Genomic DNA, 17159 nt, shown 5'->3' on the forward strand with positions numbered 1-17159 from the left:
GCGCAACTTAAGCGAAAATTTTTCTACACACAAGCTTCACGATGGGTGTGTAGGGAACGCACCTACAGGCCTGTCCGCATGCCCCCGACGTGGGTGCGTTCGGCGTGGCGATGGACGCCGTAGCGGTCGTCAACCGCACTGCCCGCGGCGCCCCGCCCTGCGAACGCTTCCGCATCAGGCGCTGCGCGCATAGTCGAAGCCGGCTGGCGCAGGCTGGATCGCCAGCACCGGCAACGCCTGCTCCGGCAGCGGGACCGACGGTGCCGCATCGGCCAGCCGGAACACCGCCACCGCCTCGCTCAGACTGCCGGCCTGCTGCTCCAACGCGCGCGACGCGGCCGTGGCCTGCTCCACCAGCGCCAGGTTCTGCTGGGTGCTGCGGTCCATCTGCGCCATCGCCTGTCCGACTTCGTCGATGCCGGCGGCCTGCTCCTGCGAGGCCGCCGCAATGCCCGCCATGAGGGCATTGACCTCGTCCACCGAGGCCAGCACGCGCCCCATGGTGCGGCCGGCGTCGTGCACCTGCGCCGAGGCCACCGCGACCTGGTCCACCGAGGCCTCGATCAGGCGCTTGATCTCCTTGGCCGCATCGGCCGAGCGCTGCGCCAGCGCACGCACCTCGCTGGCGACCACCGCGAAGCCGCGGCCCTGCTCGCCGGCACGCGCGGCCTCCACCGCGGCATTGAGCGCCAGGATATTGGTCTGGAAGGCGATGCCGTCGATCACCGCGATGATCTCGCCGATCTTGCGCGAGGCCGCTTCCACGCCCTGCATCGCACCGACCGCCGCATCGATCGAAGCACCGCCCTGGCCGGCCACGGTCGCCGCGGCGTCGGCCAGCTGGTTGGCATGGTGCGCATGGGTGGCGTTCTGGCGCACGGTGTCGGTCAGGCGCGCCGCCGCACGGGCGGTGCGCTCCAGCGTGCCGGCCTGTTCGGCGCTGCGCTGCGACAGGTCCTGGTGGCCGCCGGCGATGGCGCCGGCCTCGGCATCGATCGCCGCGGCCGCATGCTGGATGCCGGCCACGATCGCCGCGAGCTGGTCTGCACTGGCGTTGGCGTCGTCGCGCATGTCAGCGAACACGCCATGGAAATCGCCGTGCATGCGCACGCCGAGGTCGCCGCTGGCGATGGCGCGCAACAGCCCGGACAACTCGCCCAGGTTGCCGTCCACCGTCGCCATCAGCTGGTTGAGACTCTCGAGCATGATGCGGAAATCGTGCTGGTGCGCGCCGAGATCGGCACGCGCGCTGAAGTCGCCGGCCGCGGCGGCCTCGGCCAGATGCCAGATGTCGCGGCTGAGCGTACCAAGGTTGGCCTTGATCGCATCCATCGCCTCGGAGATCGCGGCCTGCTCGCCGGGCAGGCGCGGCATGTCCTCGCTGAGATCGCCGATGGCGTAGCGCCGCATCAGCGCCACCATCGACTGCGCGGTGCCCACGTGCAGGTCGACCAGCGCATTGGCGTCACGCAGCAATTGACCGTAGTCGCCCGGGAAGGCGGCCGCATCGCCGCGGCAGGCGATGGCGCCGTCCGCATGTCGTTGCGCCATCCGCCGCTGCTCGGCCAGCACCGCGCGCAGTTGGGTCTGCATGGTCTGCATGCTGCGCAGCAGCTCGGCGGCCTCGTCGTTGCCCTGTGCCGGCAACACCGCGTCGAGTTGGCCGGCGGCGATCGCCGCGGCCACGCGGGTGCCTTCGCGCAGCGGCCGCACCAGGCTCTGGGTGATGCACCAGCCCAGCCACGCACTGACCGCCAGCAGCAGGCCGCCGCCGAGCAGCAGCAACCAGCGCGCGCGGGCCATGGTGGTCACCGCCTGCGCATAGGAGCCGTCGCTGAGCGTGCGCAGGTGCGCGGCGTTGCGCTGGATCGCCTGCTGCCACTGCGCCAGCAGCGGCTGCAAGGTGTACAGGTGCAAGGTCTGCGCATCCAGGTTCTGGTTGTCGGCGGCCATCGCCAGCACCTGCGACTGGAACGGCTGCACCTGCACATAGGCCTTGTCGATCGCCGCGCGCAGCTGCGCGCCGGTGCGGTCGGCCGGGTCCAGGCGCAGCGCGAACAGCTTGCGCCGTGCCTGCGCGTAGTCGCGCTGGGCCTGGCCGATCGCGCGCACCACCGCCTGCTTCTCGTCGGGGTTGGTCAGGATGACGTCGTTGAGCAGGCCGATCTCCAGCCGCGCCTGCGCCGCGACCATGGCGTTGGACAGGCGGATCTTCTCCATCTTGTCCAGGGCGATGTCGTCGAGCTGCTGGCGCGCCAGCGCCATCGACGCGAGGCTGGCCACGATCAGGGCGCCGCAGATCAACAGCAGGGCAGCGAAGGCGAAGGTCAGGCGTGGGCCGACCCGGTAGCGGCGAAGGAGGCGGATCATGGAAGCGCGGCGTCAGGGCGAAAGGTGCGCGCTACGCTGTGCGCCGAAGTTTTCCGAACCGCGACGGCACGGCGACAACATGTCGAACTGTGACGCCGCGAAAGGAACAATTGCGGCGGCCTGCGCAGCACCGGCGCCCACTGCGTCGCAGTGTGCGTGCGCGATGCCCGGATGCGATGGTCGCGGCAGCGCAGACGCATGGCGACGCGGTCAGCGCCGCGTCTGCGTCAGAGGAAGCCGTGCAGCAACGCGGCCACCGCCGCCGGTTGTTCCATGTGCAGATGGTGGGTGCCGGGCAGCGTGTGCACGCGGCCGTCGCGCAGGCACGCCGCGCGCTGCAGGCGCAGCGGCTCGGGCAGGATGTCCTGCGCCGGATCGGCGAACACCACCGCGGTCGGGCACTCGATGCCGGCCAGCAGCGCCTGCATCTGCGGCTCGGTCGGGCGGATCGCGGTGGGCAGGGTCAGCCGGCGGTCGCTGCGCCACACGTAGCCGCCGTCCACCGCGCGCACGCCGCGTTCCACCAGCAGCCGCGCGGCCGGCTCGCTGAGCTGGTTGGCCAGCATCCGCGCCCGCACCGGCGCGGCCAGATCGGGAAACACGCGCAACGGCGTGGCGGTGGCACGGCGGGTACTGGCGACGCTGTTGCGCAGCCGTTCCACCGCGCCCGCCTCGCTCTCGGCCAGGCCGCCCAGCATCTCGATCGCCACGAACTTCTCGATGCGTTGCGGCGCCGCGGCGGCCAGCAGGCTGGCGATGGCCGCACCCATCGAATGGCCGATCAGCACGAAGCGCTCCCAGCCCAGCGCATCGGCCGCGTCCAGCACCGGGTGCAGGGCGCTGGCCAGCAGGTACTCGGCGCCATCGGGCAGGTCGCTGCTGTGGCCATGGCCGGGCAGATCCAGCATCACCAGGTCCAGCTGCGGCAGGTGCCGGCTCAGCGGCACGAAGCTGGCGGCGTTATCGAGCCAGCCGTGCAAGGCCAGCGCCTTGGGCCCCTCCGGGTCGCCGCTGCGTAGTCCGGCCAGCGCGCCCACCCGCGACGGGCAGGCAAAAGCACGCAAACTCATGCCGCGCGGGCCGCCAGCTGCGCCAGGGCACGCGCGTGCGCCGGGGCGTCGTTGAGACAGGGGATGTAGCGCACCTGCATGCCGCGTTCGGCGCAGGTCTCGACGAAGCCCATCGCCACTTCTTCCAGGGTTTCCAGGCAGTCGGTGGCGAAGCCGGGACAGAGTACGTCCACCTGCTTGACCCCCTGCCCGGCAAGCTCCCACAGCCGCGGCTCGGCGTACGGGCGCAGCCAGCGCTCGGCGCCGAAGCGCGACTGGTAGCCGAGCTCCCACTGCCCGGCCTCCAGGCCCAGCGCAGCGGCGATCGCCTGCGCGCTGGCTTCGCAGCGCTGCGGGTAGGGATCGCCGTTGTTGGCCACGCGCTGCGGCAGGCCGTGGAAGGAGAAGAACAGGCGCTCGCCGCGGCCATGCTGCGCCCAGTGCGCACGCACGCTGTCGGCCACCGCCGCGACCCAGGCCGGGTCGGTCGGGTAGTCCTCGATCAGGTGCACCGGCAGCTGCGGATGGCGCGCCTGCCAGGCCTGCACCACGTCCTCGATCGAGGCGGTGGTGGTGGTCGAATACTGCGGGTACAGCGGCAGCACCACGATCCGGCGCACGCCCGCCTCGCGCAGCGCGTCCAGGGCCGGCGCCAGCGCCGGCGCGCCGTAGCGCATCGCCCAGGCCACGCGGTGCCCGGGCAGCTCGCGCTGCATGCCCTCGGCCAGGCGGCGGGTGTACACCGCCAGCGGCGAGCCGTCCGCCAGCCACACCTGGGCGTACTTCTCCGCCGATTTCGGCGAGCGCCGCGGCAGGATCACCCAGTGCAGCAGTGGCCACCAGAACAGCCGCGGGATCGCGACCACGCGCTTGTCGCCGAGGAACTCGGCCAGGTAACGGGCGACCGCAGGCGCGGTCGGCGCCTCGGGCGTGCCTAGATTCACCACCAGGATGGCGGTCTCGGGTGCGTCGGACATGCGCGCATTGTGGCAGAGCGCGCGCGTTGCGGCGTGTCGATCCGTTCGATCGCGGCGATCGACGGCGCCTGCATGCGGTGCCGGCACCACTCATTGCCGATTCATTGCCCTGTGACTAAGTTCAAGGACTTGCAGTATCTTGCTGCGGACCTATTTCGGAGCCCGCCATGCCCCTCCTGCCGCGCCTCGCCCTGTTGTTGAGCACCCTGTTGTTCGTCGGCCACGCCGTGGCCGGACCGGAAGAGGACGAGCGCGCCCGCAACGCGCTGCGCGTGCTGACCGACATCCAGAAGATTCCCGAGCAGGCCATCCCCGACAAGCTGCTCGACGAGGGTCGCGCCATCGTGGTGATCCCGGATACGCTCAAGGCCGGCCTGGTGATCGGCGGGCGTCGCGGCCACGGCCTGATGTCGGTCAAGCGCCCCGACGGCACCTGGTCCAACCCGGTGTTCGTCAAGCTCACCGGCGGCAGCATCGGCTTCCAGGTCGGCGTGCAGTCCTCCGACGTGGTGCTGGTGTTCCGCAACGACCGCAGCCTCGACAACATCGTCAACGGCAAGTTCACCCTCGGCGCCGATGCCGGCGTCGCCGCCGGCCCGGTCGGGCGCAACGCCGCCGCTGCCACCGACGGCCAGCTCAAGGCCGAGATCTGGTCGTGGTCGCGCGCGCGCGGCCTGTTCGCCGGCGTCGCCCTGGATGGCGCCGCGCTGCAGATCGACGATGCCGCCGACCTCAACGCCTACGGCAGCAACACCACCCCGCGGATGATCTTCGAGGGCCGCACCACCAACCGGCCGTCCAACGACATCGTCGCCTTCCGCGACAAGCTCGAGGAAGCCACCTACGCCGCGCGGCAGAGCCGTGGCACCGACAGCAACGGCAGCCCGGGCGCCGCCCCGGCACCGGCGGCCATGCCGGCACCGCAGGCCACGCCGGAACCGACCGCCGCGCCCGACGCCGCTGCCAGCACCGTCCCCCTGCAGGGCCAGGCGCAACCGGCGCAGCAGGGCTTCCAGCCGGTGTCCGACGGCGAGATCCGCACCGAGAAGCTCGACGGCGATCGCTGAGCGCGGTTCCCAACGCCACCTGTCCATCGCGCCGTGCAGGCAGGCCTGCACGGCCGGGAAAGGTAACGCGGCGCGGCGCGGTGCGTTATCCTGCGGGTTCCTTACGACTTTTCTGCGAGCGGATCATGGGCAGTCTTAGCATCTGGCACTGGCTGGTGGTGCTGGTGATCGTGCTGCTGGTGTTCGGCACCAAGCGGCTGACGAGCGGCGCCAAGGATCTGGGCAACGCGGTCAAGGAATTCAAGAAAGGCATGCGCGACGACGACAAGCCCGCTGGCCAGCTCGGCGACGAGACGCGCAGCAGCAGCGAGCCGTCCCGCCAGACCCAGGCCGAGCGCGACCGCGACGCGCACTGACGGGACCCCGCCGGCGTGTTCGATATCGGATTCAGCGAACTGCTGGTGATCGCGGTGGTGGCCCTGGTGGTGCTCGGTCCCGAGCGCCTGCCCAAGGCGGCGCGCTTCGCCGGATTGTGGGTGCGCCGCGCCCGCGCGCAGTGGGACTCGGTGAAGCAGGAACTGGAACGCGAACTGGAAGCCGAGGAACTCAAGCGCAGCCTGCACGACGTGCAGAGCTCGCTGCGCCAGGCCGAGACCCAGTTTCGCGATGGCAGCGAGGAGCTGCAGCGGCAGACCGAGGCGCTGCGCCGCGAGATCGATCCGAACCCGCCGGTGCCGCCTGCCGACAGCGCGCCGTCGACCGTGCCGCCAGCGACAGCCGCCGCAATCGACGCCCTGACTGCGCATGCTCCCGAGACGGACACGCCCCTGCCCACGCACTCTGCCGCGACGGTGCCCGCCGCCGCGCGCGGTGCCGCCGCACCGCATCCGGCGTCCACCGCCACGGCGCACACCGGCCAGCCGCCCTCCATTGATCCGGAGGCGCCGCGATGAACGTGGAAGCCGAGAGCAGCCTGATCGAACACCTGATCGAACTGCGCGCGCGGCTGATGCGCGCGCTGATCGGCCTGGGCGTGGTGGTGGTGGCGCTGCTGCCCTTCTCCAAGCGCCTGTACTCCTGGCTGGCCGAGCCGATGCTGGCGCAGTTGCCGGTGGGCCAGAGCGTCATCGCCACGCACCCGGCCGGCGCGGTCATCGCCCCGCTGAAGCTGGCGTTCTTCCTGGCCCTGTTCGTGTCCGCCCCCTGGCTGCTGTACCAGGCCTGGGCCTTCGTCGCCCCCGGCCTGTACCAGCGCGAGAAGCGCCTGGCGCTGCCGCTGCTGGCCTCGGCGGTGCTGCTGTTCTACCTCGGCTGCGGCTTCGCCTACTTCCTGGTGTTGCCGGCGGTGTTCCACTTCCTGACCACGTTCAAGCCGGACGTGATCCAGCTCACCCCCGATGCCGGCGCCTACCTGGACTTCGTCCTGGCGATCTTCTTCGCCTTCGGCGCCAGCTTCGAACTGCCGGTGGCGCTGGTGATCCTGGCCCTGCTCGGCTGGGTGACCCCGCAGCAACTGCGCGAGGGCCGCGGCTACGCGGTGGTCGGCATCTTCGTGCTGGCCGCGGTGCTGACCCCGCCGGACGTGGTCTCGCAACTGATGCTGGCGATCCCCATGTGCCTGCTGTACGAGCTGGGCATCATCGCTGCAGCGGCGGTGACCAAGAAGCCGGGAATCGAGGCACGGGAATAGGGAATCGGAACAGCGGTTCGCTGCATACCCACCATTACCACGCGGCTTGACGGCAATCTGCCGCACACAGCAAAACGGCCCCGAGGGGCCGTTTTTGCTGTTGCTGTGGCTCTTAGCGATTCCCGACTCCCGATTCCCCAATCCCGGCGCTACGCCACAAAGACGTTGGAGGGCGGCGGCGGCACCGCCGGCGCCGCATCGCCGGCGTGCACGAACATCTGCTTCCAGGCCGCGTACACGATCCCGGCCAGGACCGGCATCAGCAGCGCCATCAGCAGCAACTGCGCGACCAGCGCGGCCACGGCGGTGCCGACGAGGAGCTGCAGCACCAGCATCACCACGGTCAGCGCGAAATAGAACGCGAACATGGCCAGGAAGGCGAGGACGAAGAACACCAGCATCGCCGGCAGGTTGTGCAGGCAGGCGCGCAGGCCGTGCCCGATGGCGGCGATACCGTTGCGGCCGTCGAACATCACCTGCGGCGCGAACAGGAACAGGGTCAGCGCCACCGCCACGAACCCGACCGCCACCAGCATCAGCCACAGCAGGATGCGCAGCGCCGGCAGGGTTGCGACCAGTTGCTCCACCTGCAGCGGATCCGGCTGCGCGCCGGACTGGCCCAGCTCGTTGAGCTTGTTCATCACCGTGGTCAGCTGCATCCACCCATCCGGACCGATCACCACCACCGCCAGCAGCGCCAGCGCCAGCCCGACCACCACCTGCGGCAGCAACGCCACCAGCAGGTTCGGCGTGCGACCGCCGTGCAGGCCCTGCAGCAGGTGCGCCGGCTCGGCGCTGCGGCCCTGGTCGACCTCGCGCACGGCCCACACCAGCCCGCCGAACAGCAATGGCCCGGCCAGCCCCATCAGCAGTTGCGCCAGCATGCCCAGGGTCGGGTTGAGCACGCCCAGGAACAGGGCGATCAGCGCCGCCAGGCCCCAGATCAGTCCGAGCCGGCCCAACGCCCACGGCGCCCGCCGCAGCAGGGACATGCCGGCCAACAGCCATTCCGCGCCGGCCGAGGCCGGCAGCTTGCGAATCTCGATCATTGCCAATCCGAAGTGGGGGACGCCGTACAGCGGCGGCGACTGCACAGATTATCGCGGTTTTGCCTGGCCGCTGCTGTGCTGCCCGCGTGCGTGCTGAACGAAGCGCCGCAACAGTTTGCGTGCCAGCGGTGCGGCGCTGACCTCGCGGGCGATGGTACGGGCGCAGCGTCCGGCGCTGCGTAGACAGTCCGCGCGCGCCTGCACGTAGCCGCGCATGTGGTGGGTGGCGAACTCCGGATGGAACTGCAGGCCCCAGGTCGCCTCGCCCCAGCGGAACGCGTGGCACTGGTCCTGCGCCGAGTGCGCCAGCACCGTGGCGCCGGACGGCGCGCGCAGCACCGTCTGCAGATGCGTGGCATGCGCGGGGAAGCGAGGCGGCAGGCCGGCGAACAGCGGATCCTCGGCGGCGGGCGGGTGCAGTTCGATGTCCACCGTGCCCGATTCGCGCCCGGCCGGGTTGTAGGCGACCTCCCCGCCCAGCGCGTGCGCCAGCAACTGGTGGCCGTAGCAGATGCCCAGCAGCGGCGTGCCGTCCTCGGCGGCTTCGCGCAACCAGGCCGCCGAGCGTTCGCTCCACTCTGCCCGGTCGGTGACGAACGCCGCCGAGCCGGTGACGATCACCCCGGCGAAGTCGCCCCTTGCCGGCAACGCCTCGCCGGCGGCGACGTTCGTCACCACCGTCTCGCGCTCGGCCAGGCCGGCGGCGACGCGGATCCAGTGCGGGAAGCGTCCGTAGCGGCGCATCGTCGCCACCGGCTCACCGGTTTCGAGGATCAGGAAGGGCGCAGCACGGCGACGGACGGGAGAAGCGAACGGCATGGTGGGATTCTAGACGCCGTCGCCGTGGATTGTTCAAGGCCGCGCGGCGGTGGCGGCATAGCCATATAACTGGCGATCATGAGACGGGAAAGCGCCCCGCGCTTCACTCCCGCGGCGGCAGCACCGACAGCACTTCCTCGATGGTGGTCAGGCCGGCGGCCACCTTTTCCAGGCCGGCGCGGCGCAGCGTGCGCACGCCCTCGTCCTGGGCGGCGCGGCTGAAGCCGGCCAGGTCCATGTCGGCGCGGATCAGGGTGCGCAGGCGCGGAGTCACCGGCAGCAGTTCGTACAGGCCCACGCGGCCCAGGTAGCCGGTGCGGCGGCACTCCAGGCAGCCGACCGGGGCGTAGGGCTGCAGCGGCTCGGGCAGGGCCTCGCCCGGCTCGCGCAACGCGTCCCACTCGTGCGCTTCCAGGGTGTGCGGGCGCTTGCAGTGGCCGCACAGGGTGCGCACCAGGCGCTGCGCCAGCACGCCGTTGAGGGTGGAGGCCACCAGGTAATGCGGCACGCCCAGGTCGAGCAGGCGGGTGATCGCCGAGGGCGCATCGTTGGTGTGCAGGGTCGACAGCACCAGGTGCCCGGTCAGCGAGGCCTGCACCGCCATCTGCGCGGTTTCCAGGTCGCGGATTTCGCCGATCATGATGATGTCCGGGTCCTGCCGCAGCAGGGTGCGTACGCCGCTGGCGAAGTCCAGGTCGATGTTGGTCTGCACCTGCATCTGGTTGAACTCGGTGGCGATCATCTCGATCGGATCTTCCACGCTGCACACGTTCACGTCCGGCGTGGCCAGGCGCTTGAGCGTGGAGTACAGCGTGGTGGTCTTGCCCGAGCCGGTGGGGCCGGTGACCAGCACGATGCCGTGCGGGCGCTCCACCAGCGCGTTCCAGCCAGCCGCTTCCTGCGCGCTGAAACCGAGCTGGTCCACGCTCTTGAACGCGGCATCCGGGTCGAAGATGCGCATGACGCACTTCTCGCCGAAGGCGGTGGGCATGGTCGACAGGCGCATCTCGGTCTCGCGCCCGCCGGGCGAGCGGGTCTTGATGCGCCCGTCCTGCGGGCGCCGCCGCTCGGCCAGGTCCATGCGCCCGAGCACCTTGATGCGGCTGACGATGGCGGTCATCACCGCCGGCGGCACTTCCAGCACCTTGTGCAGCACGCCGTCGATGCGGAAGCGCATGCGCCCGGCCTCGCGCCGCGGCTCCAGGTGGATGTCGCTGGCGCGCTGCTCGTAGGCGTACTGCAGCAGCCAGTCGACGATGTGCACGATATGGTGGTCGTCGGCGTTGACGTCGCCGCCGCGGCCCAGTTCCACCAGTTGCTCGAAGCTGGGCAGGCCGCTGCTCTGTTCGGTGCGCCCGTCCTTGGCGCCGCGCACCGAGCGGGTCACGCCGAAGAACTCCATCGTGTAGCGATGCAGGTCCAGCGGGTTGACCACCACCACCTCGATGCGGCGCCGCGCCAGGTGCTGCACGTCGCCGAGCCAGTCCAGCGCCAGCGGTTCGCTGGTCGCCACCAGCAGGCGCTCGGGCTGCAACGCCAGCGGCAGGATCCGGTGGCGGCGCGCATAGGCGTGCGAGACCACGCCGGTGACCGCGGCCACGTCGACCCGGGTCGGATCGATGCGCAGGTAACGCAGGCCGCAGCGCTGCGCCAGCCACTCGGTCAGCCGTTCCAGGCTCAGTTCGCTGCCGGGCGGGCGGGTGGCGGCCAGTTTCAGGTTGGACAACAGCACCAGCGGATGCACGTCGCTGACGGTGCGTGCGGTCTGTGCCGAGAACTGCACGCGGCCGCGTTCGGCCGGTGCGACCAGGCCGTCGGCGAGCAATGCGGCGGCCACGCGCTCGAAGCTCAACCGGCCCGGCGGCAACGCCACGGTGGGTTCGGCGGGCGACGACGCGGGCGGCGCGGCAGGGCGCGAATCCATGGTCCAGGTCCGGTGCGCGGAAGTCCCCGCGAGTCGGTCGCTATACTAGCGCACCCCTCAACCGGCCCCCTGCGAGATGTCCGTTTCCCGGTCCGTTCCGATCACGTTCCAGGGTCTGATCCAGACCCTCAACCAGTTCTGGGCGCAGCACGGCTGCGTGCTGATCCAACCGTTGGACCTGGAAGTGGGCGCCGGCACCTTCCATCCGGCCACCTTCCTGCGCGCGCTCGGGCCGGAGCCGTGGAACGCGGCCTACGTGCAACCGAGCCGGCGCCCCACCGACGGCCGCTACGGCGAGAACCCGAACCGCCTGCAGCGCTACTACCAGTACCAGGTGGCGATGAAGCCGAACCCGGACAACATCCAGCAGTTGTACCTGGACTCGCTCAAGGCACTGGGCATCGATCCGCTGGTGCACGATCTGCGCTTCGTCGAGGACAACTGGGAATCGCCGACGCTCGGCGCCTGGGGCCTGGGCTGGGAGGTGTGGCTCAACGGCATGGAAGTCACCCAGTTCACCTACTTCCAGCAGGCCGGCGGCCTGGAGTGCAAGCCGGTGCTGGGCGAGATCACCTACGGTCTCGAGCGCTTGTGCATGTACCTGCAGAACTGCGACAACGTCTACGACCTGGTGTGGACCTACGGCCCCGACGGCACCCCGGTCACCTACGGCGACGTCTACCACCAGAACGAGGTGGAGCAGAGCGCGTACAACTTCGAACACGCCAACGTGGCCGAACTGTTCCACCGCTTCGACGCGTGCGAGCAGGAAGCGCAGGCGCTGGTCGAGGTCGGCCTGCCGCTGCCGGCCTACGAACAGGTGACCAAGGCCAGCCATGCCTTCAACCTGCTCGACGCACGCCGCGCGATCTCGGTGACCGAGCGCCAGCGCTACATCCTGCGCGTGCGCGCGCTGGCGCAGGCGGTGGCCAAGGCCTACTACGCGCAGCGCGAGAAGCTGGGCTTCCCCGGCGTCAAGAAGTGATGCAAGCCCCTCTCCCCCCGGCGACCGAAGGAAGTCCCGGCGGGAGAGAGGGGTTGGGGTGAGGGTACGCCCTCGCGGATAACCCTCACCGCACCCAAAGCCGCAACGCTCCGCCGCACCCTCATCCGCCCCTTCGGGGCACCTTCTCCCGCAGGGAGAAGGGAAAAACCGCTAGCAAGGTCCGACACATGAGCCAACACCTTCCCCTGCTGATCGAACTGGGCACCGAGGAACTGCCGGTCAAGGCATTGCCGGGCCTGGCCCAGGCGCTGTTCGACGGCGTGATCGCCGGGCTGGAGAAGCGCGGCATCGCGGTCGAGCGCGGCGACGCCAGGCCGCTGTCCACGCCGCGCCGGCTGGCGGTGCTGCTGCCGGGCGTGGCCGTCGAACAGCCGGAGCAGCGCGCGGAAGTGCTCGGCCCCTACCTCAACATCGCGCTGGACGCGGATGGCCAGCCGACCAAGGCGCTGCAGGGCTTCGCCGCCAAGGCCGGGATCGACTGGACCGCGCTGGAGCGCACCAGCGACGCCAAGGGCGAGCGCTTCGTGCACCGTGCGGTGAACCCAGGCGCGCGCACCGCCACGCTGCTGCCGGAGATCCTGCGCGAGGCGATCGCGGCGATGCCGATCCCCAAGCCGATGCGCTGGGGCGATCACGACTATGGCTTCGCGCGGCCGGTGCAGTGGCTGGTGCTGCTGTTCGGCAGCGAGGTGGTGCCGATGCCGCTGTTTGGCGTGGAGGCGGGGCGCGACAGCCGCGGCCACCGCTTCCTGCACGACGCGCCGGTGCCGCTGGCGCAGCCGGGCGACTACGTGGCCGCACTGCAGGCCGCGCAGGTGCTGGTGGACCCGGACGTGCGCCGCGCGCGCATCGTCGCCGAGGTCGAGCAGGCCGCGCGTGAGGCCGGCGGCAGCGCGCGCATCGCCGAGGACAACCTGGAGCAGGTGGTGAACCTGGTCGAATGGCCATCGGCGGTGCTGTGCAAGTTCGAGCCGGCGTTCCTGGCGGTGCCGCAGGAAGCGCTGATCGAGACCATGGAGAGCAACCAGAAGTTCTTCCCGGTGCTGGACGACGGCGGCAAGCTCACCGAACACTTCATCGGCATCGCCAACATCGTCTCGCGCGATGTGGCCGAAGTGGCCAAGGGCTACGAGCGGGTGATCCGCCCGCGCTTCGCCGACGCCAAGTTCTTCTTCGACGAAGACCTCAAGCAGGGCCTGCAGGCGATGGGCGCCGGCCTGGCCAGCGTCACCTACCAGGCCAAGCTCGGCAGCATCGCCGACAAGGTGCAGCGCGTGGCCGCGCTGGCCGAGGCGATCGCCGCGCAGGTCGGCGTGGACCCGGCGCAGGCGCGCCGCGCCGCCGAACTGAGCAAGAACGACCTGCAGTCGCGCATGGTCAACGAATTCCCGGAACTGCAGGGCATCGCCGGCCGCCACTACGCGCTCGCCGCGGGCGAGCCGAGCGAGATCGCCCTGGCGATCGACGAGGCCTACCAGCCGCGCTTCGCCGGCGACGACATCGCGCTGTCGCCGCTGGGCAAGGTGCTGGCGATCGCCGAACGTCTGGATACGCTGGCCGGCGGGTTCGCCGCGGGGTTGAAGCCCACAGGCAACAAGGACCCGTTCGCGCTGCGGCGCAATGCGCTGGGGTTGGCGCGGACGGTGATTGAGAGTGGGTTTGATGTGGATGTGAAGGCGCTCCTGTCGACGGCTGCGACCCAGGCGATGGAGGCAATTCGGCGTTCCGCCCTGCTGAAGAAGCTGGATGCAGCAGCAGAGGCGAAGCGCGAAGGTGCTGAGACTGCACCCGGGCAACATCAGGTGGGCACGGTTTCGCTGGAGCAGGTCGAGGAGATCTTCGACTTCATCCTCGACCGCCTGCGCGGCTACTACGCCGACAAGGGCGTGCCGGCGACGCAGTTCAACGCGGTGGCAGAACTGAAGCCAGCCTCCCTGTACGACTTCGACCGCCGCATCGACGCGATCGGCACCTTCGCCGCGTTGCCGGAGGCCGAGGCGCTCGCCGCGGCCAACAAGCGCATCCGCAACATCCTGCGCAAGGCCGAGGGCGAGATTCCGGCACAGGTCGACGCGGGCCTGCTGCGCGAGCCGGCCGAGCGCGCACTGGCCGAGGCGGTGGAAGCGGCGATCGCCGAGACCGACGGCGCGCTGCGCCAGCACGACTACGTCACCGTGCTGAACTTCCTGGCGCGGCTGCGCCCGCAGGTGGACGCGTTCTTCGACGGCGTGATGGTCAACGCCGACGACCCGGCGCTGCGTCGCAACCGCCTGGCCCTGCTCAAGCGCCTGGGCGAGCGTCTCGGCAGCGTCGCGGCGATCGAACACCTGTCGGCGTAAGCAGCAGAAGCGTCGAACCGGAGACGGGCCGCCTTGCGCGGCCCGCTCTCGTTTTGCGGGTGGAGCTCCTGCGGCAATGCACTGCGCCAATGGCTTCGGCGCAGCGCAATGCGTCGGGACTGAAGTCCCTCCCACAGTGCAAGCTCACTGCTGTCCGCAAGGCCCTGCAGGCGCGTTGCTTGCGTCCGTCACAACAAGCGTGTGCAAGCACCCGCCCTAAGCCCCTCTCCCCTCGGGAGAGGGGTTGGGGTGAGGGTACGGCGCGAAGCGACCTGCGGAGTGTGAGTGCACGAGGCTCCGCCCGACCCTCATCCGCCCCTGCGGAGCACCTTCCCCCAAAAAGGGGGCCGTGGTCCCGAAGGGAGAAGGAACAGCTGACTAGCCCCTCTCCCTCCGGGAGAGGGGTTGGGGTGAGGGTACGGCGCGAAGCGACCTGCGGAGTGTCAGTGCACGAGGCTGCGCCTGACCCTCATCCGCCTCTGCGGAGCACCTTCCCCCAAAAAGGGGGCCGTGGTCCCGAAGGGAGAAGGAACAGCTGACTAGCCGTCTCCCTCCGGGAGAGGGGTTGGGGTGAGGGTCCGGCGCGAAGCGACTCGCGGAGTGTGAGTGCACGAGGCTTCGCCCGGACCCTCATCCGCCTCTGCGGGGCACCTTCCCCCCAAAAGGGGGCAGTGGTCCCGAAGGGAGAAGGAACAGCCGACTAGCCCCTCTCCCTCCGGGAGAGGGGTTGGGGTGAGGGTCCGGCGCGAAGCGACATGCAGAGATTGAAGACACGAGGCTTCGCCCGTACCCTCATCCGCCCCTACGGGGCACCTTCTCCCGCAGGGAGAAGGAACAGCCGACTAGCCCCTGCGCACATCCGCACGCCCCCTCCCAGCCACAGCGCTCACAACGTACCCCGCCATTACGAATCCCCAATCCCGACTCCCCAATCCCGGCCTTCAATCAAACAACGCCTGGATCGCCGCCAACCCTGCATTCGCGCGTTCCTTCTTGCGCGCCGCGTCGGCCACCGGGTCGGCGCCGTCGCGCTGCATTTCCTCAGCCGGGATCTCGTCGAAGAAGCGGCTGGGCTTGAGCCGGATGTGCTCGCCGAACTTGCGAGTGAGCTTGCTGTAGCTCATCCACAGCTGCTCCTTGGCGCGGGTGATGCCCACGTACAGCAGACGCCGCTCTTCCTGCAGATTGCCCTCTTCCAGGCTGACCTCGTGCGGCAGCACGCCGTCCTCGCAGCCAACGATGAACACGTAGCGGAACTCCAGGCCCTTGGACGCGTGCATGGTCATCATCCGCACCTGGTTGCCGCCGTCGTCCTTGTCGTTGCGCGACAGCAGCGCCAACTGCGCGGCCAGGTCGCCGACGGTGGCGCCGCGCGGGCCGCCCTCGAACCACTTGGCCAGTTCCTCCAGGTTGCCGCGGCGACGCTGGAAACTCGCTTCGTCCTTGCACTGGCTGCGCAGCTCGCGGATCAGCCCCGACTGCTCGGCGAGCTGGCGCACCACGTCGGCCGAGGACAGCGTGGTCGAGGCCGCGCGCAGTTCGTGCAGGATGTCGACGAAGTCGCTCAGGCCGTTGGCCGCGCGCGGCGGCAACTGCTGCAGCGCGCCCACCGACTCGGCCGCGCGCGACATCGGCAGGTGCTTGGCAGAAGCCAGTTCGGCCAGCTTGGCCAGCGAGGTCGCGCCGACCTCGCGCTTGGGCGCCTGCACCGCGCGCAGGAACGCCGCGTCGTCGTCTGGATTGACCAGCAGGCGCAGCCAGGACAGCACGTCCTTGACCTCCTGCCGCTCCAGGAACGCGGTGCCGCCGGTGATGTGGTACGGCACGCTGGCCATCTGCAGCGCCTTTTCCAGCGGCCGCGACTGGAAATTGCCGCGGAACAGGATGCAGAAATCGCTCCACGGCACCTGCTTGGCGGTGCCCAGATAGGCGATCTCGGCGGCCACCTTCTCCGCCTCGTGCTCGCTGTCGCGGCACTCCCACACGCGGATGCGCTCGCCATCGGCTTGGTCGCTCCACAGCGTCTTCAGATGCTCGTGCGGGTTGTGTGCGATCAGGGCGTTGGCCGCGCGCAGCACCCGGTTGGAGCAGCGGTAGTTCTGCTCCAGCTTGATGATCTGCAGGGCCGGATAGTCGCGGCCCATCTGCATCAGGTTTTCCGGGTTGGCGCCGCGCCAGGCATAGATGCTCTGGTCGTCGTCGCCCACGCAGGTGAAGTTGCCGCGCGGGCCGGCCAGCATCTTCAGCAACCGGTACTGCGCATCGTTGGTGTCCTGGCTCTCGTCCACCAGCAGATAGCCGATGCGTTCGCGCCAGGCCATCACGATGTCCTCGTTTTCCTCCAGCACCTGCACCGGCAGGCGGATCAGGTCGTCGAAGTCCACCGCGTTGAAGGTGCTCAGCCGCGCCTGGTAGCGCTCGTACAGGCTGGCCGCCTCCTGCTCGCGGTTGCTGCGGGCCGCCGCCATCGCCTGCTCCGGCGACAGCCCGGCGTTCTTGGCGCGCGAAATCAGGTTCTTGGCGTCCTCGATGGCATCGGGCTTGGCGCCGGGCATCAGGTCCTTGATCTGCGCGGCGGCATCGTCGGCGTCGAAGATCGAGAAGCCGCGCTTCAGGCCCACCGCCGCGTGTTCGATCTGCAGGAACTTCAGCCCCAGGGCGTGGAAGGTGCAGATGGTCAGGCCGTCGGCGGCCTCGCTGCGGATGCGCTTGGCCACGCGCTCGCGCATTTCCTTGGCCGACTTGTTGGTGAAGGTGATCGCGGCGATGCGCTTGGCCGGGTAACGGCCGCTGGCGATCAGGTGCGCGATCTTTTCCACGATCACGCGGGTCTTGCCGCTGCCGGCGCCGGCCAGCACCAGCAACGGACCCTCGCAATGCAGGACCGCGGCGCGTTGGGGAGGATTGAGACCGTGCATGAAGACTTCCC

General features: G+C 70.0%; 13 protein-coding genes. 6 read left to right on the forward strand and 7 right to left on the reverse strand.

The genetic code is table 11. The annotated features are described in order from the left end of the window. Nucleotides 1-174: 174 nt before the first annotated feature. The 3 genes from SLW56_RS14935 to hemH form a co-directional block, all read right to left on the reverse strand. Nucleotides 175-2370 (reverse strand): methyl-accepting chemotaxis protein, encoded by a 2196-nt coding sequence (locus SLW56_RS14935; protein WP_017907955.1) that lies wholly within the window; start codon nucleotides 2368-2370, stop codon nucleotides 175-177. A 227-nt stretch (nucleotides 2371-2597) separates the two neighbouring features. After that, nucleotides 2598-3440 (reverse strand): alpha/beta hydrolase, encoded by an 843-nt coding sequence (locus SLW56_RS14940; RefSeq protein WP_320695065.1) that lies wholly within the window; start codon nucleotides 3438-3440, stop codon nucleotides 2598-2600. Further along, nucleotides 3437-4396, reverse strand: a complete 960-nt coding sequence (gene hemH, locus SLW56_RS14945; protein ID WP_017907957.1) for a ferrochelatase — start codon at nucleotides 4394-4396, stop codon at nucleotides 3437-3439. Before hemH ends, SLW56_RS14940 begins: the two co-directional genes overlap by 4 nt. A 167-nt stretch (nucleotides 4397-4563) precedes the next feature. Between hemH and SLW56_RS14950 the strand changes: the two genes are divergently transcribed. The 4 genes from SLW56_RS14950 (at nucleotide 4564) to tatC (ending at nucleotide 7093) form a co-directional block, all read left to right on the forward strand. Beyond that, nucleotides 4564-5463, forward strand: a complete 900-nt coding sequence (locus SLW56_RS14950; RefSeq protein ID WP_148828608.1) for a YSC84-related protein — start codon at nucleotides 4564-4566, stop codon at nucleotides 5461-5463. Between the two features lie 125 nt (nucleotides 5464-5588). Beyond that, nucleotides 5589-5819 carry a Sec-independent protein translocase subunit TatA gene (gene tatA / locus SLW56_RS14955; RefSeq protein WP_010340619.1) on the forward strand — a complete coding sequence of 77 codons (231 nt, stop codon included), beginning with the start codon at nucleotides 5589-5591 and terminating at the stop codon, nucleotides 5817-5819. A gap of 15 nt (nucleotides 5820-5834) precedes the next feature. Continuing rightward, nucleotides 5835-6356, forward strand: coding sequence for a Sec-independent protein translocase protein TatB (gene tatB, locus SLW56_RS14960; protein ID WP_320695066.1), 522 nt, complete (start codon nucleotides 5835-5837; stop codon nucleotides 6354-6356). Next, the gene (gene tatC / locus SLW56_RS14965; protein WP_017907961.1) at nucleotides 6353-7093 is read left to right on the forward strand and encodes a twin-arginine translocase subunit TatC; all 741 of its coding nucleotides are present in this window, start codon (nucleotides 6353-6355) and stop codon (nucleotides 7091-7093) included. Before tatB ends, tatC begins: the two co-directional genes overlap by 4 nt. Nucleotides 7094-7242: 149 nt before the next feature. On the opposite strand, the gene SLW56_RS14970 is transcribed toward tatC, so the two are convergent. From SLW56_RS14970 to SLW56_RS14980, 3 genes are all read right to left on the reverse strand, one after another. Continuing rightward, the gene (locus SLW56_RS14970) at nucleotides 7243-8142 is read right to left on the reverse strand and encodes a BPSS1780 family membrane protein (protein ID WP_017907962.1); all 900 of its coding nucleotides are present in this window, start codon (nucleotides 8140-8142) and stop codon (nucleotides 7243-7245) included. A gap of 48 nt (nucleotides 8143-8190) precedes the next feature. After that, nucleotides 8191-8961: a glutamine amidotransferase gene (locus tag SLW56_RS14975; RefSeq protein WP_081613595.1), complete on the reverse strand. Its 771-nt coding sequence runs from the start codon at nucleotides 8959-8961 to the stop codon at nucleotides 8191-8193. Between the two features lie 103 nt (nucleotides 8962-9064). Continuing rightward, nucleotides 9065-10885: a GspE/PulE family protein gene (locus SLW56_RS14980; protein WP_267102771.1), complete on the reverse strand. Its 1821-nt coding sequence runs from the start codon at nucleotides 10883-10885 to the stop codon at nucleotides 9065-9067. 76 nt (nucleotides 10886-10961) lie between these two features. Here SLW56_RS14980 and glyQ point away from each other — a divergent pair, with 76 nt between their 5' ends. Beyond that, nucleotides 10962-11870 (forward strand): glycine--tRNA ligase subunit alpha, encoded by a 909-nt coding sequence (glyQ, locus tag SLW56_RS14985; protein WP_010340858.1) that lies wholly within the window; start codon nucleotides 10962-10964, stop codon nucleotides 11868-11870. 188 nt (nucleotides 11871-12058) lie between these two features. After that, a complete protein-coding gene (glyS, locus tag SLW56_RS14990) occupies nucleotides 12059-14230 on the forward strand; it encodes a glycine--tRNA ligase subunit beta (RefSeq protein WP_320695067.1) in 2172 nt (723 codons plus the stop codon). A gap of 941 nt (nucleotides 14231-15171) precedes the next feature. Here glyS and rep read toward each other — a convergent pair. Beyond that, nucleotides 15172-17148: a DNA helicase Rep gene (gene rep / locus SLW56_RS14995; protein ID WP_010340793.1), complete on the reverse strand. Its 1977-nt coding sequence runs from the start codon at nucleotides 17146-17148 to the stop codon at nucleotides 15172-15174. Between the last annotated feature and the right edge of the window lie 11 nt (nucleotides 17149-17159).

Origin of the sequence: Xanthomonas sp. LF07-6, from assembly GCF_034105445.1 — a bacterium.
Taxonomy (GTDB): domain Bacteria; phylum Pseudomonadota; class Gammaproteobacteria; order Xanthomonadales; family Xanthomonadaceae; genus Xanthomonas_A; species Xanthomonas_A sontii.